Source organism: Brevundimonas sp. AVps5 (genome assembly GCF_058681515.1).
In genome coordinates, this window is sequence record NZ_CM178740.1 from 444,323 (window position 1) to 460,630 (window position 16,308).

At 68.2% G+C, this 16,308-nt stretch carries 13 protein-coding genes; 5 read left to right on the forward strand and 8 right to left on the reverse strand.

Features of this window, described 5'->3' with window-relative positions; genetic code table 11:
* Positions 1–153: 153 nt before the first annotated feature.
* The gene (locus ACW18A_RS02225) at positions 154–1,425 is read left to right on the forward strand and encodes an aspartyl/asparaginyl beta-hydroxylase domain-containing protein (RefSeq protein WP_492023191.1); all 1,272 of its coding nucleotides are present in this window, start codon (positions 154–156) and stop codon (positions 1,423–1,425) included.
* A gap of 31 nt (positions 1,426–1,456) precedes the next feature.
* Here the strand turns inward: ACW18A_RS02225 and ACW18A_RS02230 are convergent, their stop codons facing one another.
* From ACW18A_RS02230 to ACW18A_RS02265, 8 genes are all read right to left on the reverse strand, one after another.
* Entirely contained in the window at positions 1,457–2,476 is a 1,020-nt protein-coding gene (locus ACW18A_RS02230; protein WP_492023192.1) for a DUF2891 domain-containing protein, read from the reverse strand.
* A 1-nt stretch (position 2,477) separates the two neighbouring features.
* Positions 2,478–3,443 (reverse strand): DUF979 domain-containing protein, encoded by a 966-nt coding sequence (locus tag ACW18A_RS02235; RefSeq protein WP_492023193.1) that lies wholly within the window; start codon positions 3,441–3,443, stop codon positions 2,478–2,480.
* Entirely contained in the window at positions 3,440–4,165 is a 726-nt protein-coding gene (locus ACW18A_RS02240) for a DUF969 domain-containing protein (RefSeq protein ID WP_492023194.1), read from the reverse strand. Before ACW18A_RS02240 ends, ACW18A_RS02235 begins: the two co-directional genes overlap by 4 nt.
* A gap of 216 nt (positions 4,166–4,381) precedes the next feature.
* Complete coding sequence (locus tag ACW18A_RS02245) at positions 4,382–8,056, reverse strand: hydantoinase B/oxoprolinase family protein (RefSeq protein ID WP_492023195.1); 3,675 nt, start codon at positions 8,054–8,056, stop codon at positions 4,382–4,384.
* Positions 8,053–9,012, reverse strand: a complete 960-nt coding sequence (locus tag ACW18A_RS02250; RefSeq protein WP_492023196.1) for a DUF6999 family protein — start codon at positions 9,010–9,012, stop codon at positions 8,053–8,055. The genes ACW18A_RS02245 and ACW18A_RS02250 overlap by 4 nt, the downstream gene beginning before the upstream one ends.
* Positions 9,009–9,704, reverse strand: a complete 696-nt coding sequence (locus ACW18A_RS02255; protein ID WP_492023197.1) for an iron-containing redox enzyme family protein — start codon at positions 9,702–9,704, stop codon at positions 9,009–9,011. The genes ACW18A_RS02250 and ACW18A_RS02255 overlap by 4 nt, the downstream gene beginning before the upstream one ends.
* On the reverse strand, positions 9,704–10,846 hold the full coding sequence (locus tag ACW18A_RS02260) for a beta-ketoacyl-ACP synthase III (protein WP_492023198.1): 1,143 nt from the start codon (positions 10,844–10,846) through the stop codon (positions 9,704–9,706). Before ACW18A_RS02260 ends, ACW18A_RS02255 begins: the two co-directional genes overlap by 1 nt.
* A 60-nt stretch (positions 10,847–10,906) precedes the next feature.
* Positions 10,907–12,058: an acyltransferase family protein gene (locus tag ACW18A_RS02265; RefSeq protein ID WP_492023199.1), complete on the reverse strand. Its 1,152-nt coding sequence runs from the start codon at positions 12,056–12,058 to the stop codon at positions 10,907–10,909.
* 91 nt (positions 12,059–12,149) lie between these two features.
* Between ACW18A_RS02265 and ACW18A_RS02270 the strand changes: the two genes are divergently transcribed.
* The 4 genes from ACW18A_RS02270 (at position 12,150) to flhB (ending at position 16,286) form a co-directional block, all read left to right on the forward strand.
* Entirely contained in the window at positions 12,150–13,958 is a 1,809-nt protein-coding gene (locus ACW18A_RS02270) for a hypothetical protein (RefSeq protein WP_492023200.1), read from the forward strand.
* 218 nt (positions 13,959–14,176) lie between these two features.
* Entirely contained in the window at positions 14,177–14,440 is a 264-nt protein-coding gene (fliQ, locus tag ACW18A_RS02275; protein ID WP_492023201.1) for a flagellar biosynthesis protein FliQ, read from the forward strand.
* Between the two features lie 9 nt (positions 14,441–14,449).
* A complete protein-coding gene (gene fliR, locus ACW18A_RS02280; RefSeq protein WP_492023202.1) occupies positions 14,450–15,223 on the forward strand; it encodes a flagellar biosynthetic protein FliR in 774 nt (257 codons plus the stop codon).
* Complete coding sequence (gene flhB / locus ACW18A_RS02285; RefSeq protein ID WP_492023203.1) at positions 15,216–16,286, forward strand: flagellar biosynthesis protein FlhB; 1,071 nt, start codon at positions 15,216–15,218, stop codon at positions 16,284–16,286. The genes fliR and flhB overlap by 8 nt, the downstream gene beginning before the upstream one ends.
* Positions 16,287–16,308 lie beyond the last annotated feature (22 nt).

Consider the following 16,308-nt stretch of genomic DNA (forward strand, 5'->3'; position numbering starts at 1 on the left):
CGGCGTCGGCGAACATCGAGCGGCGGGCCTTCGCGGGCCCGCCGTTTTTTGTTTGAGTCCAGACGCAAACGGGTTGCGGAGGAACGGACAAGGTCCAATGATCTTCGCTCGTCGAACGGGCTGCCGTTCCAGCCGATGACGCGAGACCCATCGATGAACTCCGACCTCGAAACCCTGGTTCTGCGCGCCCGCGCCACGGCCGGTGCCGGCCGTATGGGCGAGGCCGAGGCCCTGTGGCGCGAGGTTCATCGCCGCGATCCCGGCCATGCCGGCGCCCTCTACAGCCTGGGCGTCCACGCCTTGCAGCGACGCGACCTGCAGACCGCGCTGTCGTTCCTGACCGCCTCCATCGCGGCCAACCCGGGCGATGCGATGGCGCGGATGACCCAGGCCGTGGTGCTGCGCGACCTTGGGGACGACGCCGGCGAGGCGGCCGCCATCCAGGGCGCGCTGGAGGTCGATCCCTATTTCCTGCCGGCCCTGCTGGCACGCGGGGCCGCGCTTGAACGCGCCGGCCGGCCCAGGGACGCCGCCGTCGTCTATCGCAATGTGCTGTCCATCGCGCCCGACGACCGATACTGGCCCGGCTATCTGCGGGACCAGATGAGCCATGCCCGTGCCATCGTGCAGAAGAGCGCCGACACGCTCGCGGCCCACATCAACGCCGAGGTCGCGGGCCTGTCGGCCGGAATGACGGCATCGGAGGGCGAGCGATGGCGCGAGGCGACCTCCATCCTCTCAGGGCAGTCCCGGCCCTATCCGTCGCAGAGCAACCAGCTGCATGTCCCACGGCTGCCGGCCCTGCCGTTCCATGACCGTAGCCAGTTCGCCTGGGTCGAGGCCCTGGAGGCGAAAACGAGCCAGATCGCCGCGGAGATGGAGCAGGTGCTGGCCGAGAATGCGGCCGCCTTCACCCCCTATATCGCCTATCGCCCGGGTGATCCCGTCAACCAGTGGGCCGAGCTGAACCACTCCACCCGCTGGAGCACCTTCTCTCTCTGGCGGGGTGGCGAACCGGTCGCGGAGAACCTGGCGCGTTGCCCGGTGACCGCAGAGGCGCTTTCGGCTGTCGGCATGGCGGACATCGGGGGGCTGTGCCCCAATGCCATGTTCTCGGTCCTGGCGCCGCGCACCCGCATCCCCCCGCACACGGGCGAGACCAATGCCAGGCTGGTGGTCCACCTGCCGCTGGTGGTGCCGGAGGGCTGTCGCTACCGCGTCGGCTACGACCATCGCCAGTGGCATGTCGGCGAGACCCTGATCTTCGACGACACCATCGAGCACGAGGCGATCAACGACAGCGACGAGGTTCGGGTGGTGCTGATCTTCGACGTCTGGAACCCGCTGTTGTCGCCGGCCGAGGTGGCGATGGCCCGCGCCATGACCGCCGCCACGCGCGGCTTCTACGGCTTCGCCCAGACCTGAGACCGGAAGGTCCCGACGATCGCCGCAGGGGTCAATCCGTCGGTGCCAGGATCGCCAGCAGGGCAAAACTGGCCAGCCAGTGCTCGCCCATATAGTCGCCGGTGACATGGGGCAGGGCGGCGTCGAGGTGGTCTTCGGCCGCCTTCAGAGCGACGGCGCGGCGCGGGTCGTCCACCGCCAGGGCCATGGCGATCCCCCGCCAGCACCAGGCCCGGCTGAGGTTCAGTCCGTCCAGATGGGCGATCTTGCCGTCCGACCGGTCGCTGACCGTGGCGGGGGCGAACAGGGTCGCGGGCTCGCGTTGTTCGAGGCGCGGAAGATAGAGATCGAACCAGGATTCGAAGCCTTGATCGTGGCCCACGCGACGCATCATTTCTGACACCATCAGGGTCGGCGACAGGAACTCGTCCTGTGACGGCTCCCAGGCCTGACAGTCGCGGTCGGCGGAATGCCAGCGCAGGGCGGCGGCTCGGCACAGCTCGGCCAGCTCCGTGTCGCCGGCGCACTCAGCGTAGTCGAGCGTCAGCCGCAGGGCGAAGGCGGTATTGAAGTGGGTCCCGGTCCGCACCGGATAGGTGGCGATGGGCAGGAAGGCCCTGAACCGGTCGGCGAAAGCGAGGGCCAGGGGACGAAGGGTTTCGGCCCATAACCGGCCGCGCGGATCGGCATGCCGTTCCAGCTCCGCCTGCAGCATCAACAGCCAGGCCCAGCCATAGGGGCGTTCGAATCCCCGGCTTTCGGGGCGCGCCAGATAGGCGACCTCGACGGCGACATTCTCTGGCGAGAACAGGCTGTCGGCCAGTTCGGAGATGGCGGCGGCCTCGGCCATACCGGGATTCAGGCGGCGCAGGGTGAAAAGGGTCCACCAGCCGTGGACACAGGAGTGCCAGTCGAAACTGCCGAAGAAGATCGGGTGCAGGGCCCGGGGCCCCAGCGCGTCCTCCGGGCCGTCCAGCACATGGTCCAGCTTGTTCGGATATTCCTTCGTCACATGACCGAGGGCGGCCCGGGCGAAGCGGGCGGCGGTGGCGGCGTCGAGGGCGTGAGGCATGTCAGAACCGGAAGGCGAGGAAATACATCAGGGCGATGTTGACCCCGAGAAGGATCAGGGCGGTCGGGGCCTGGGCGCGGATGACACCGTTGAGGGCGGCATTGCGGTCGGGCAATTCCAGAAGGTTCGCCGGCACCACATTGAAGTTGGCGGCCATGGGCGTCAGCAGGGTTCCGCAGAAGCCGGCCAGCATGCCGATGGCGCAGACGATCGCCGGGTCTCCGCCGAACTGGCCCACCACGAAGGGCAGGCCGATGGCCGCCGTCATCACGGGGAAGGCGGCGAAGGCATTGCCCATGATGACGGTGAACAGCGCCATACCGAGGCAGTAGGCGATCACGGCGACCAGGGACGAAGTCATCGGCACGGCCTGGGTCACGACCTCGCCGACCACGCCGCCGACATTGGATGCGAGGAAGATGGCGCCGAGAGCGGCCAGCATCTGGGGCAGGAGGACGGCCCAGCCGATGGAATCGATCAACCGCCGCCCTTCGTGAAGTGGCGCGGTCGCCGGCGGCCGGAGCCAGGCCATGGCGGCGGCGAATGCGATCAGACAGCCCAGGGCCAGGGCGATCAGTGTGGTCTGGGTCGAGGAGAAGAGGGTCTCGCCCCAGCCGGTGTGTTTGGCGGCGAGGGTTCCGCCGACGGCGACGACCGGCACGATCAGGGCGGGCAGGAACAGTCCGTCGCCGCGCCGGGCCGCGCCCTCGCGACGCTCCTCTGTGGTGGTCGTCTCCGGCTTGCCGACGCCGAGCTTCGCCAGGCCGGCGATCGCGACGAGGGCTACGACCAGCAGGCCGTTGCCCAGTCCGCCGAGGTATGAGCCGAACAGCATGGACCCGGCGAGCAGACCCCAGAACAGGGCGCTGCGGATCCGCGTCGGATGGGCGGTGTCGCGCAGGGTCAGGATGGCGAAGGCGAGGAACATCAGCCCGACGAGGATATAGACCTGATCCAGGGTGATCATTGGCCGGCCTCCGGGGCGGCGTCAGAGATCGCCTTGCGGACCTCGCGGTCGAACATCAGCAGGCGCGCGCCGTGGATGAGGAAGGCGGCGATGGCGGTCGGAATGGCCCAGACCGACAGCTGCAGCGGCTCGACGATGATGCCCGCCTGCTCGAGGAAGCCCACCATCAGGATGATCGAACCGATGGCGATGAAGATGTCCTCGCCGAAGAAGAGGCCGATGTTGTCGGTCGCGGCCGACATACCCCGGATCCGGTAGCGGACGGCGTCGGGCAGGGTCCCGCCGGCCTCGATCTCGGCCGCGCCTTCGGCCATGGGCGCGACGAGCGGCCGGACCATCTGGGGGTGGCCGCCGAGCGAGGTCAGGCCGAGCGCGGAGGTGGCCTGGCGGATGAGGAGATAGACGAGGAGGAGGCGTCCGGCCGAGGCGGCCTTGACCCTGGCGACCAACATGCGGGCGCGCTCCTGAAGCCCGGCGCGTTCGAGCAGGCCGATGACGGGCAGGATCAGCCAGACGACGTGGAAATAGCGGTTGTCGTTGAAAGCGTCCCCGAAGGCGGTCAGGGTCGCGACTGCGGCCTGGAACAGGGCGGCGGGGCTGACGCCGGGCGCGATGGCCGCGCAGACGCCGGTGACGATGGCGGCGGCCAGGATGACCAGCAGCGGATTGATCCGGGCCACGAAGCCCGCGACCACGACCAGTATTCCTATCAGCACGAGCATTGGCAGTTCCCCCGAGAGTCGAAAGGACGATGCACCATTGTGCTTCCCTCTCCCAGAGGGAGAGGGCTTGAGGCTCGCAGAGCGTAGCGATGCGTCTTCAGCCGAAAGGGTGAGGGGCGTACCCTCACCGGCTAGCGACGAACCCCTCACCCTTTCGCGCAAGAACGACGGCAAGCCGTCGTGCGCTCAAGCCCTCTCCCGCCGGGAGAGGGAGCGTTATCCGAACCCGCCGCCTCCCGGCGTCTGGATGATGAAGACGTCGCCGGGGGCCATCGACGTTTCGGCGGTTGAGCCGAGTACTTCCACCGACCCGTCTGCGCGCTCGATCGAATTCGCCCCGACCTCGCCCGGGTCGCCGCCCGCCGCCCCGAACGGCGCGATGCGGCGGTGACCGGACAGAATGGCGGCGGTCATGGGTTCGAGGAACCGCACGCGTCGCGTCGCGCCGTCGCCGCCCCTGGCCGCCCCCGCACCGCCGGAGCCGCGACGGATGGAGAACTCTTCCAGCAGGACGGGGAAGCGGGTTTCCAGCACCTCGGGATCGGTCAGGCGACTGTTGGTCATATGGCTCTGGACCGCGTCCGCGCCCGGGGCGTCCGGCCCGGCGCCTGCGCCGCCGGCGATGGTCTCGTAGTACTGGCGGGTCGCGTCGCCGAAGGTGAAATTGTTCATCGTGCCCTGGCTGGCGGCCAGGATGCCGAGGGCGCCGTACAGGGTGTCGACGACGGCCTGGCTGGTCTCGACATTGCCGGCCACGACCGCCGCCGGATAGCGGGGGTTCAGCATCGACCCCTCCGGTACGATGAGGGTGATGGGCTTCATACAGCCCTCGTTCAGCGGGATGGCGTCGTCCACCAGGGTACGGAACACATAGAGGGTCGCCGCCCGGGTGATCGACAGGGGGGCGTTGAAATTGGTCGGTCGCTGGTCGCTGGTTCCGGTGAAGTCGACGACGGCCGTGCGGGCGTCTGGATCCACGTCGATGCGGACCTTGATCACGGCACCGTCGTCCATCTCGTAAGCGAACGCGCCGGGCTTCAGGGCGGCGATGGCGCGGCGGACGGCTTCTTCGGCGTTGGCCTGGACGTGGGCCATATAGGCCTCGACGACCGGTCGGCCGAACTCGGCGACCATGCGATTGAGTTCGTCGGCGCCGCGCTGGCAGGAGGCGACCTGGGCCTTCAGGTCGGCCATGTTCTGGTCGACGTTGCGGGAGGGCCAGGGGCCCGAGGCGAACAGGGCGCGGGTCTCGGAGTCGCGCAGACGGCCACCCTCGACCAGCAGGAAGTCGTCGATCAACACCCCCTCCTGCTCGACCGTCGTCGATGAGGCGGGCATGGAGCCCGGCGTGATTCCGCCGACGTCCGCATGGTGGCCGCGCGCCGCGACGAAGAAGGCGGGTGTCGTCTCCTGGCCGAGGAAGACCGGCATGATGACGGTGATGTCGGGCAGGTGGGTGCCGCCGTTATAGGGGGCGTTCAGCATGATCGCGTCGCCGGGTTTCATACTGGCGCCCCGCGAGGCGATGACGACGCGGATGCTCTCGCCCATCGAGCCGAGGTGAACCGGGATATGCGGGGCGTTGGCAATCAGGGCCCCGGAGCCGTCGAAGATGGCGCAGGAGAAGTCGAGCCGCTCCTTGATGTTCACCGAGTAGGCGGTGGCGCGCAGGGCTTCTCCCATCTGTTCGGCGCAGGCCATGAAGCGGCTGTTGAACACCTCGAGCAGAATGGGGTCGGCGTGGGTGCCGATCGGGGCGCGGCCGGCGAGCGGGGTCGTGCGCTCGAGGATCAGGTTGGCCGAGACATCGACGCGGGCGGACCAGCCGGGCTCGACGATGGTCGTGCCGGTGGATTCGAGGATGACGGCCGGGCCGGAGATGCGGGCGGCGGGGGCGAGGTGGTCGCGGTGGTGGACCGGGGTGGCGTGGTCAGCGCCGGCGAGGCGGACGGGGACCCTCTCTCCCTCCCCTTCATGGGGAGGGACGGCGGAGCGGAGCGGAGCCCGGGTGGGGCCGTGAGGTCGGTGCCCGCCCTCGATTCGGACCCCACCCTGACCGACTTCGTCGGTCGTCCCTCCCCATGAAGGGGAGGGAGAAGACACGGCCTCCACTTCCAGCGTTTCGACGACCAGGGCCTTGTCCCCGGCGAAGAAGCCGAAGCGCTGGCGGTGCAGGGTCTCGAAGGCGGCGGCCATGGCGGCGGCGGGGCCGAAGGGGACGGTCAGGGGGGTGTCGCTGCCGGCGAACTTGATCTCGGCACGAGCCTCGGTCGTGATGGATGCTGCGGGCAGGTCCTGGGCCAGGAGGTCGGCGCGGGCCCCGGCGTCGAGGGCGGCGACCCGGTCTGCGAAGGCGGCGTCGGCGGCCGGGACGAGGGGAGCGGCGACCGTGGTCTGACGGATGGTCCGCACCGAGGCGAGACCCATTCCGTAGGCGGACAGGACTCCCGCGAACGGGTGCAGCATCACCGTGGTCATGCCGAGCGCGTCGGCGACCAGACAGGCGTGCTGGCCTCCCGCGCCGCCGAAACAGTTGAGGACATAGCCGGTCAGGTCGTGGCCGCGCTGGATCGAGATCGACTTGATCGCCTCGGCCATGTTCTGGACGGCGATGGCGACGAAGCCTTCGGCGAGGTCGAGCGGATCGGTCGGACGGCCGGTGGCGGCGGCGACTTCGCGGGCGAGGGCGTCGAACTTTTCGGTGACGGCGGCATGATCCAGCGGCTGGTCGCCGTCCGGGCCGAAGACGGCGGGGAAGAACTCGGGCCTTAGCTTGCCGAGCAGGACGTTGCAGTCGGTGACCGTCAGGGGGCCGCCGCGCCGATAGGCGGCGGGGCCGGGCACGGCGCCGGCGGACTCCGGCCCGACCCGCAGGCGTGATCCGTCGAAGCGGCAGATGGAGCCGCCGCCGGCCGCCACCGTGTGGATCGACAACATCGGGGCGCGCAGGCGCACGCCCGCAACGACGGCGTCCGAGGTGCGCTCGAACGAACCGGAATAGTGGGAGACGTCGGTCGAGGTGCCGCCCATGTCGAAACCGATGACGCGGTCGAAGCCGGCGGCCTCGGCCGTCGCCGCCATCCCGACCACGCCCCCGGCCGGGCCGGACAGGATGGCGTCCTTGCCCCGGAAGGCCGAGGGGCTGGCGAGGCCGCCCGAGGACTGCATGAACATCAGGGGGACGTCGGGGCCCAGGGCCTTGCCGACCCGGGCGACATAGGCGTCGAGTACCGGCGACAGATAGGCATCGGCCACAGTCGTATCGCCGCGCCCGATCAGCTTGATCAGGGCACCGACCTCATGGCTGACCGAGATCTGGGTGAAGCCGATCTCGCGGGCGATCCCGGCGAGGCGGCTTTCGTGGTCGGTGAAGCGCCAGCCGTGGACGAGGACGATGGCGAGCGCCCGGTAGCCGTCGGCGAAGGCGGCGGTCAGGTCGGCGCGGGCGGCGGCTTCGTCCAGCGGACGATCGACGGCGCCGTCGGCCATGACGCGTTCGTCGATCTCGATGACCCGGTCGTGGAGGGGCTCGGGCAGGACGACGTGGCGGGCGAAGATGTCGGGACGGGCCTGCCAGCCGATGCGCAGCGCATCGCCGAAGCCGCGTGTAATGGCCAGGACCGTCGGCTCGCCCTTGCGTTCGAGCAGGGCGTTGGTCGCCACCGTCGTGCCCATGCGGATGTCGCTGACGACACCGGCGGGCAGGGGGCCGGGTCCGATCCCGAGGATGCGGCGCACCCCCTCGACGGCGGCGTCCTCGTACTGGTCCGGGTTGTCGGACAGGAGTTTGGCGGTGGTCAGGGCCCCGTCGGGCGCGCGGGCGACGATGTCGGTGAAGGTGCCGCCCCGGTCGATCCAGAACCGCCAGCCATCGGGTGCCGTCGCCGTCATGCGAGCTCCGGCCCGCCGGTCGGGTCGCGCGGATCGAGCGGCAGGCCCGCCTCCTGCCTTGCCTTGAGCACCCGCAGCCAGCCGTGCATGGCCTCGCAGTCCAGCCCGTGCATCATCAGCCGGAACCCTGCCTGCAGCGTCGACAGGGTCACCAGCGGGTGGCCGTTCTTGACGAAATGCATATGGTAGTCGGTGCCGAGGATCCGCCCGATATAGATGCCGACGATCTCGTCCAGCTGCAGCGAATGGCTGGCCCGCATGAAGTCGGCGCGGGGCAGCATCAGGGCGTAGAGGGGGGTGTAGAACTCCACCGCCGTCTGGATGTCGATGCGGTTCAGGAAGCCGGTCGGAAACGTTTCGAAGTCCGGTTCGATGTCCGAGAGCATGGAGAAGTCGACCCGCTCGGGCGGGGTGATTTCCTTGCCCGCCGCCCGCAGCGCCATGTTCAGCTCGATGATGAAGTTGAAGATGTTCAGGTCGTGCTGGAGGAAGACATTGTCCTCCAGATCCTTCAGCGTCAGAGGCTTCAGCGGGATGGTCTTGATCAGAGCCGGATCGATCCCGGCGTTGGCCTTCATGAAGGCCAGCAGCTCCGTCCCGACGTGGAAATGCCGCAGGATCAGGGTGTTGCACTCCGGCGACCCGAAGATCCGCAGGCCCCAGTGGATGGACTTGTGCAGCAGGCCGTTCAGGTTCGGATAGCGGGGAGAGATCGCCCGCAGCACCTTCACCAGTCCGAAGAACAGGAAGACCAGCGGCCGGCTGACCGGGAACAGCCACCGCCGCGACCACGACCGCGCGCCCAGCAGAAGCGCCCGCTTGGCCTGCGGATCGATCGGCAGGGAGTGGTCGAGATACAGCGCCAGCCAAGGGTCGGGATCGTTCGCATCATAGCGGCGCGCGTCGAACGGATCGGCCTTCCACTTCGCCGTTTCGCCGCCGTCGGCCGGGCTCATGCCGCGATCTCCTCGATCTGCAGGGCATAGAGGCGGGCGGTGACTTTCGCGGTCATCACGATCCGCTCGGCGACGGCGGCATCGGGCAGGACCATGCGCAGCATCTCCTCGAACTCCTGCATGTGTTCGGCGTCGTTCTCGCCGTGATAGAGCAGGAACCGAACCGCCTCGTCGGGCAGGCTCAGCCGCTCCTTGACCAGCCGGCCCCAGGGCGCGGCCTTGATCGAGCCCAGCCCCTCGATGATGAACATGGCGCCCAGCAGGCCGAAGGGATCGGGCTTCGACGCCTCATGGAACATCCAGGCCGAAATGGCCTCGGAGCCGACGTTCTTGGGGGCAGACCGGATGACTTCGACCTCGCCGCCGGAACAGACGAAGTCCGCCTCCAGCAGGCGGAAGTCGCGGTGCTCGGTCACCGCATGGCGCATCAGGGTCGAGCGCAGTTCCAGGTGGCTTTCGCCGACGTTGGAGGCTGCCCGGCTCATCCACAGCGCCCCGTCCTTCACCTGCTGGCGCAGGTTGATCAGGAACAGCTGATAGTCGGCCAGTTCGAACCGTCCGCGCGTCAGCTTGCGGATCAGAGGCGTCGCCTCCAGCCGCTGTTCGAAATCGGCGAAGACTACCGCAAGTTTTCGCAGGGTGTCCGCGACCTGATCGTCCCCCCGTCGCTCAATGCGTGAACCGTCCGCCATCACACCACCTCGCACATCATGAACCCGACCATGGCCCGTCCGCTCTCGGGCACGATCAGCAGGACCTTCTCGCCCTTTTTCGCCCGTCCCGACTTCATGAACGCATCCAGCATGACCCAGATCGAGGCCGCGCCGATGTTGCCGACTGTCGGCAGGTTCGAGAACCACTTTTCCTCGGGGATCATGGCGGCGGTGCTTTTCAGGACGGAGACGATCTCCTCCCGCAGCGACCGGGCCGAATAGTGACACAGCAGGTGGTCGACCTCGTCCGGGACGATCCGGCCCTGATCGACCTTCTCCAGCCAGACCCCGATCCAGGCCCGGATGACAATCTTCAACAGCTCGAAATCCTGCACCAGGGCGACGGACCCCGAGGCATGGGCCGCGACCGGTCCGGCGTGGCTCCAGGCCGACTTCATGTCCGCCCGGTCGGCGAAGGTGGAGCCTGCCCACATACAGGGATCGAACCGGCCGGCCAGCGAGGTCAGGTCGATCCATTCGACTTTCAGCGACAGGCCGTCCGGTCGCGGTCTCGGCTCCATGATTACCGCGCCCGCGCCGTCCGACAGGGTGAAACGCAGGAAGTCCGCCTCGACCCGTGCCCGACCCTTGGCGTCCAGCAGCGAGGTGCCCTCATAGAACTCTGGTCGGAACCAGCGGGACGAGAACTCCCCCGCCGCCGCCGCCGCCACCTCGGCCTCTCCCGCCCGGATCTGAAGCCAGGCACCTTTGGCTGCCATGAGGGCGGAGGCGCAGACGGACTGATAGCTGGCGATCTCGATCGGTCCGGCGCCCAGTTCGGCATGCACGGCGCTGGCGTGGCCGGGGACGATGTAGTCGCCCTGGGTCGTGGCCGTGGCCAGATGCCTGAGGTCGCCGACCGACAGGCCTGCACTCTCCAGTGCCGCCTTTGTCGCGGCAGCGGTCATCGAGGCGTTGGAGTGCAACGGCCGCCCCTCCGGCGTCAGGGCGTAGTGGCGCGTCTCGACCCCGTTCCACCGCAGGGCGCGGCGGCCCACCGCCGAACTCCGCCCGCCGATCCGGCCGATGAAGTCCTCCATCGTCTCAACGCCCACCGGCGGACCGGGCAGGAAGGCGCCGGTCCCGGTGATGTAGACGTCGCGGAGCAGGGCCGGGGACATGACCGCTCAATGCGCACGATTGCCCGAGAGGGCAAGCGGACGAAGTCTGACGCGGTCTGACTAACCCTCGATGGAGACCACCGCGCCCTGTTCGACGGGACGGCGCTGGACACGACCGCGCGCCAGCCGGCGCTTGATCCAGGTCTGCACGGGATCGTCGATCACGGCGTGGAAGGCGAAGGCGAAGCCGACCGCGGCCAGGACACCCGCGCCCCAGATGGCCCACTGGACTTCCGTGGACAGGGCGTATCGGGCGATCAGGACGTTGGCGATGCCGAACCAGGCGATCCGCACCACCTCGTTGCTGATGAACATCGAGAAGGAGACGACACTGGCCCGCTCGATCAGCTTCGACGGCCGCAGCACGGGGATCGCGCCTGCGGCCAGGATGATCAGGGAGATGAAGGTCAGGCTGATGAGCGCGTTCTTGTCATGGAACTGGACGATCGCCAGGCCCACGGCGGCCGAGACCCCGACGATCCGGGCCAGACGCGGCGCGACGAAGACCTTTTCCGAAAACACAGCCAGCCCCATGCCCAGGACGAACAGCGGCAGGGCCCGCAGGAAGCCGAACTTCAGGGGCATCTGGTAGACGGGGTAGCCGAGGAAGGCCTGGCAGGCCTCGTTGGCGACGAGATACAGCAGGATCACCCCCGCCATCACGCCCCACGGCCCCAGCGTCTTCAGCGCCCGCAGAATATAGGGGAACAGAACGTAGCAGCCGATCAGGGCCGAGACCGACCAGCTCGGCGCGTTCCAGCCGAGGCCGCCGTGGATGCCAAAGGCCTGGGTCAGGGTCAGCTGCGCCGGAAGCTGGTCCCAGGCGAACCATTCGGGATTGCGAGGCGCGACCCCGAACGCTGCGCTGAGCAGCACCAGCGCCACCAGTGCCAGCCCCATGATCAGGTGCGCCGGATAGACACGCAGGAACCGCTTGATGAAGAAGTCGCCGGGCGACAGCGCGCCGCGTCCGATCGCCCCGCCATAGACCCGCATCAGGACGTAGCCCGAGTCGATCAGGAAGAAGTTGGTCAGCAGGAAGCCGCCGCGCTCGAACACCGGATGCAGGCTGTCCGCCAGCGGAACCGGGCCCGCCGCCTGGAAATGATGCAGGATGATCATCGAGGCCACAATGAAACGCAGGGCGTCCAGCCACCCGCCGCGCGCGATGGGCGGTGTCTCGTTTCGGGTCGAAATCGCAGTCCAGGCCATGGGAAATCTCTCTTCCGAGGCGAAATCCGCAAGGACCGGGCCGCTTTCCGCCCGGAGAACATCGGGCTAACCTGCGTCTTCAGGGGGATGGATGACCGACGAAGATCCGCGCGAGGGACGCATCCGGCTGGGCCGGCGCCGCGACAAGGCGACCGAGGCGCTCGACGCGCTCGAGATGGCCGGGAACGCCATGGAGGCCTCGGAAGAGACGATGGGTCCGCCCGACCCGGCTGTGCTGCTGGTCGAGGAACAGCGTCGGCTGATCAAGGCCCAGGTCTCCAACGAGCGGATGGGCTTTGTCCTGCGCGTCATGACCGCCCTGGTCGGCGTGGCCTTCGTCGCCGGGCTGGCCATGATGGTCTGGACCGCCGCGCATTCGCGCGCGGTGGTCGTCGACCCGTTCGACAGCCCCTACGGCCTGACCCGGCGCGGCCACACGGGCCAGGTCATCGCTCGAAATGTGTCCGACACGATCCAGACCATCGGCGCGGATGCCCGAAATTCGTCCCAAAACCGCGATGTCGCGCTTAACTGGACACGCGACGTGCCTGTGGTGGTTCCCTCTACCGGGGTCTCGATCGGCGAGATCGACAAGCTGCTGCGCGGCTGGTTCGGCAAGGAGACCCATATCGGCGGCGCCGTGACGGTCAGCGTCGACGGCGAGGTCTCCCTGACCATCCGCGCGGACGGCGTGCGCGGCCGGACCTTCACCGGTCCCGAGACCGAGATGCCGCGCCTGATCACCGAGGCGGCGGAATACATCTACGGCCGGTTCGAGCCCCGGCTGTTCGCAAGCTACCTGCTGGAAACCCAGCGCTACGAGGATGCCGAGCGGTTCATCCCCGACGCCTATGCCGGCCATCCCGGGTCGCGCGGCGAGCTCGCCTATGACTGGGCGCTTCTTCTGACCAGTACAGGCCGTCAGGCCGAGGCGGTCGAGAAGCTGCGGCTGGCGTTGCGCGATCTGCCGAAGGATCAGGACGTCTGGGACATGCTTATTGCGAACCTGTTCGAGGCAGAAGGCGAGGAGGCCGCAGCGCGCGCAGGTCGGCAACTTGTGCGGTTGAAGGATGAGAACGACCGGCCGATGCAAAGCGCGGCCTATCTGATCCTGCTTCAGGACTGGACGCAGACGATCGAGGACGCGCAGGCGGACATCGATGAAACGGGCGGCGAAGGCGTGCTGGGAGGTCAGGAAATCAGTCTGGCCGATTCCGAGGGGCGGCGGCACGATTTCGCCGGCGCGCTTCGCCATCTCGCCGCTGCGTCTCCGGATGCGGTCATGACGACGGCGACGCGGCACATGGTGGAGGCCTATCGCGCGCTCGGGAACGAAGATCGCGAGGGCGCCGTAGTGGCGGCCGAGGCTCTGGACGCCCTCTGGCAGGCCGACGACGACGTTGCCTTCACCTTCTACGAGGCCCCCTGTTTTCTGGGTCTGGCCGAGGGGCTGTCCGGTCGGTACGCCCAGGCCGACGCCGCCTTCCAACGTGGCGACCGCTTCGTCGCCTGCGCCGCCTTCCGCGCCGATGTGCTGGAGGCGCGGGGGATGCACGCCGAGGCGGACCGCCAGTACGGCGTCGCCATCCGCCTCGCCCCGTCGCTGCCGTTCGCCTACCAGCGCCGGGGCCTGGCCCTGCTGGAGCGCGGAGATAGTGCGCGGGCCCTCACCCGTTTCCGGGATGCGGCCGCGCGGGGCCCCCGCTGGGCCGACCCGCTGAAGGGCTGGGGCGACGCCCTGGCCGCCCAGGGGCGCTGGGCCGAGGCGGCGGCGAAATACGCCGAGGCCGAGCCCTTCGCCCCGCGCTGGGCCGAACTGCATCTCGCCCATGCCAAGGCGCTGGAGCGGCTGGGCCGCCGCAAGGAGGCGGAAGCGCAGATCGAGAAGGCGGCGGGCTGAACCTTTCTCCCTTCCCTGCATGGGTAGGGACCACGAGGCTTCGGCCGAGCGCGGGTGGGGTTCGAACAGAGGGCGCTCACGGACGGATGATCCCCACCCGTCTCCGCTCCGCCCAGCCACCCTCCCCACAAAGGGGAGGGAGAAGGTTCACCCCGCTAACCCCCCGTTAACCACGCTCCCGGCATTTTCTGCCGAGTATTCCCCGGAGTGTGTGAACGATGAGCGGCGCGGAAGTTCTGGATGTGGGCCGTGACGCCCTGTGGCTGACGATCCAGCTGTGCGCGCCCGTGCTCATCGTCGGCCTCATCGTCGGCGTCGGCATCGGCCTGTTCCAGGCCCTGACCCAGATCCAGGAACAGACCCTGGTCTATGCGCCCAAGATCATCGCCATCTTCATCTCGCTGCTGCTGTTCCTGCCGCTGATGGGAGGGATGCTCGGCGCCTTCATGCGGACCATCGCGGCGCGCATCTCGGGCATGTAGCGGGGCCGAATGGAGCCCTACGCCACCGCCGATCAGGTCTGGGCCGGCGGGCTGATTTTCGCCCGCATCGGCGCCATGATCCTGACCCTGCCTGGCATCGGCGAGACCTATGTCCCGCCGCGCATCCGGCTGTCGCTGGCCCTGGTCATCTCGCTGTGCCTGTGGCCTGTGATCGGCGGGACTCTGCCGGCGCTGCCCGACAGTCTCGGTGCCACGGTCGGCTGGGTCATCCGGGAGGTGGTCACCGGCCTGATGATCGGCGCCATCCTGCGGATCTTCACCGGCGCTCTGTCCACGGCCGGGGAGATCGTGTCCCTGCAGACCACCCTCAGCTTCGCCCAGACCGCCAACCCGCTTATGGGCGGCCAGAACACCACCATCGCCGCCTTCCTGATGCTGTTCGGCACGGTGCTGGTCTTCGCGACCAACACCCATCACCTGTTCATTGCCGGGCTGGTGGGGTCCTACGAACTGATCGCCCCGGCGCGCCCCCTGATCGCCGCGGACTTCGCGGAACTGGCCATCCGTACGGTGGGCGACAGCTTCATGCTGGGCATCCAGCTGTCGGCCCCGGTCATCGTCTTCGCCCTGGTCTTCAACCTCGCGGCGGGGCTGGTCGGGCGGGTGATGCCGGCCTTCCAGATCTTCTTCGCCTCCGCTCCGCTCAGCATCATCCTGGGCCTGTCGATCTTCGCCCTGTCGCTCGGCGTCCTGGGAACGGTCTTCATCGACCGCTACCGCAACCTCGCCAACCTGTTCGTCTCGGGAGGGCCCGGTGTCTGACGACAAGGATCCCGATTCCAAGACAGAAGAGGCGACACCCCAGAAACTTGAGGAAGCGCGAAAAAAGGGCGACGTCGCGAAATCCGCCGACGTCGCCCCGGCCCTCAGCCTGCTCGGCGCCACCGCCGTCATCGTCATGGGCGGCGGCTATTTCGCCACCTCGATCGGCGAGGCCCTGCTGCCCTTCATTGAATCGCCGCATCTGATGACCGGCGGGCTGGACGCGGGGGCCGGGGTCGAGATCGGCATGAAAGCCCTCTGGGCCATCACGCCCTTTATGGTGACCTTCATGCTGGCGACCATCATCGGCGGAGTCGGGGGCAACGTCTTCCAGCACGGACTGTTGTTTTCCGCCGAGAAGATGAAGCCCAAATGGGAGAAGGTCAGCCCGATGGGGGGCCTCAAACGCATCTTCGGCCCCGACGGCCTGATGCAGTTCGCCCAGACCTTCGCCAAGCTGATCGCCGTCTCGATCATCTGCTGGATGGTTTTGAAGCCGCACATGCGCGAGTTCGAGAACATGGCGGCCATGTCGCCGCTGACGATCCTGCCGCTGGCGCGGGACATGATGATTGCCCTGATGGCCTCGACCCTGGTCTTCCTGGTTCTGGGCGCTGGAGCCGACTTCATCTGGCAAAGGATGCGCTTCGCCAAACGTCAGCGGATGACCCTGGAAGAGGTCAAGGAGGAGTACAAGAACTCGGAGGGCGATCCGCACGTCAAGGCCAAGCTCAAGCAGATCCGCATGCAGCGCAGCCGCCAGCGGATGATGCAGAACGTCCCGAAGGCCACGGTCATCGTCACCAACCCGACCCACTATTCCGTGGCCCTGCGCTACGAGGCCGGCGACGCCGCCCCCGTCTGCGTCGCCAAGGGCGTCGACGCGCTCGCCCTGCGTATCCGGGAGGTCGCGCGCGAGCACGATGTGCCGATCGTGGAGAACATACCCCTGGCCCGCGCCCTCTACGCCGCCGTCGACATCGATGAGACCATCCCGCGCGAACATTTCGAAGCGGCCGCCAGGATCATCGGCTTCGTCATGCAGAAGCGGAAGCGGCGATAGCGCTGTATGATCAGCCCACTGA

What these genes read in the sequence shown, in the direction of transcription:
- ACW18A_RS02225 (WP_492023191.1), top strand. Translation starts at nt 154, where the DNA reads ATGAACTCCGACCTCGAAACCCTGGTTCTGCGCGCCCGCGCCACGGCC.
- ACW18A_RS02230 (WP_492023192.1), bottom strand. Translation starts at nt 2,476, where the DNA reads ATGCCTCACGCCCTCGACGCCGCCACCGCCGCCCGCTTCGCCCGGGCC.
- ACW18A_RS02235 (WP_492023193.1), bottom strand. Translation starts at nt 3,443, where the DNA reads ATGATCACCCTGGATCAGGTCTATATCCTCGTCGGGCTGATGTTCCTC.
- ACW18A_RS02240 (WP_492023194.1), bottom strand. Translation starts at nt 4,165, where the DNA reads ATGCTCGTGCTGATAGGAATACTGGTCGTGGTCGCGGGCTTCGTGGCC.
- ACW18A_RS02245 (WP_492023195.1), bottom strand. Translation starts at nt 8,056, where the DNA reads ATGACGGCGACGGCACCCGATGGCTGGCGGTTCTGGATCGACCGGGGC.
- ACW18A_RS02250 (WP_492023196.1), bottom strand. Translation starts at nt 9,012, where the DNA reads ATGAGCCCGGCCGACGGCGGCGAAACGGCGAAGTGGAAGGCCGATCCG.
- ACW18A_RS02255 (WP_492023197.1), bottom strand. Translation starts at nt 9,704, where the DNA reads ATGGCGGACGGTTCACGCATTGAGCGACGGGGGGACGATCAGGTCGCG.
- ACW18A_RS02260 (WP_492023198.1), bottom strand. Translation starts at nt 10,846, where the DNA reads ATGTCCCCGGCCCTGCTCCGCGACGTCTACATCACCGGGACCGGCGCC.
- ACW18A_RS02265 (WP_492023199.1), bottom strand. Translation starts at nt 12,058, where the DNA reads ATGGCCTGGACTGCGATTTCGACCCGAAACGAGACACCGCCCATCGCG.
- ACW18A_RS02270 (WP_492023200.1), top strand. Translation starts at nt 12,150, where the DNA reads ATGACCGACGAAGATCCGCGCGAGGGACGCATCCGGCTGGGCCGGCGC.
- fliQ (WP_492023201.1), top strand. Translation starts at nt 14,177, where the DNA reads ATGAGCGGCGCGGAAGTTCTGGATGTGGGCCGTGACGCCCTGTGGCTG.
- fliR (WP_492023202.1), top strand. Translation starts at nt 14,450, where the DNA reads ATGGAGCCCTACGCCACCGCCGATCAGGTCTGGGCCGGCGGGCTGATT.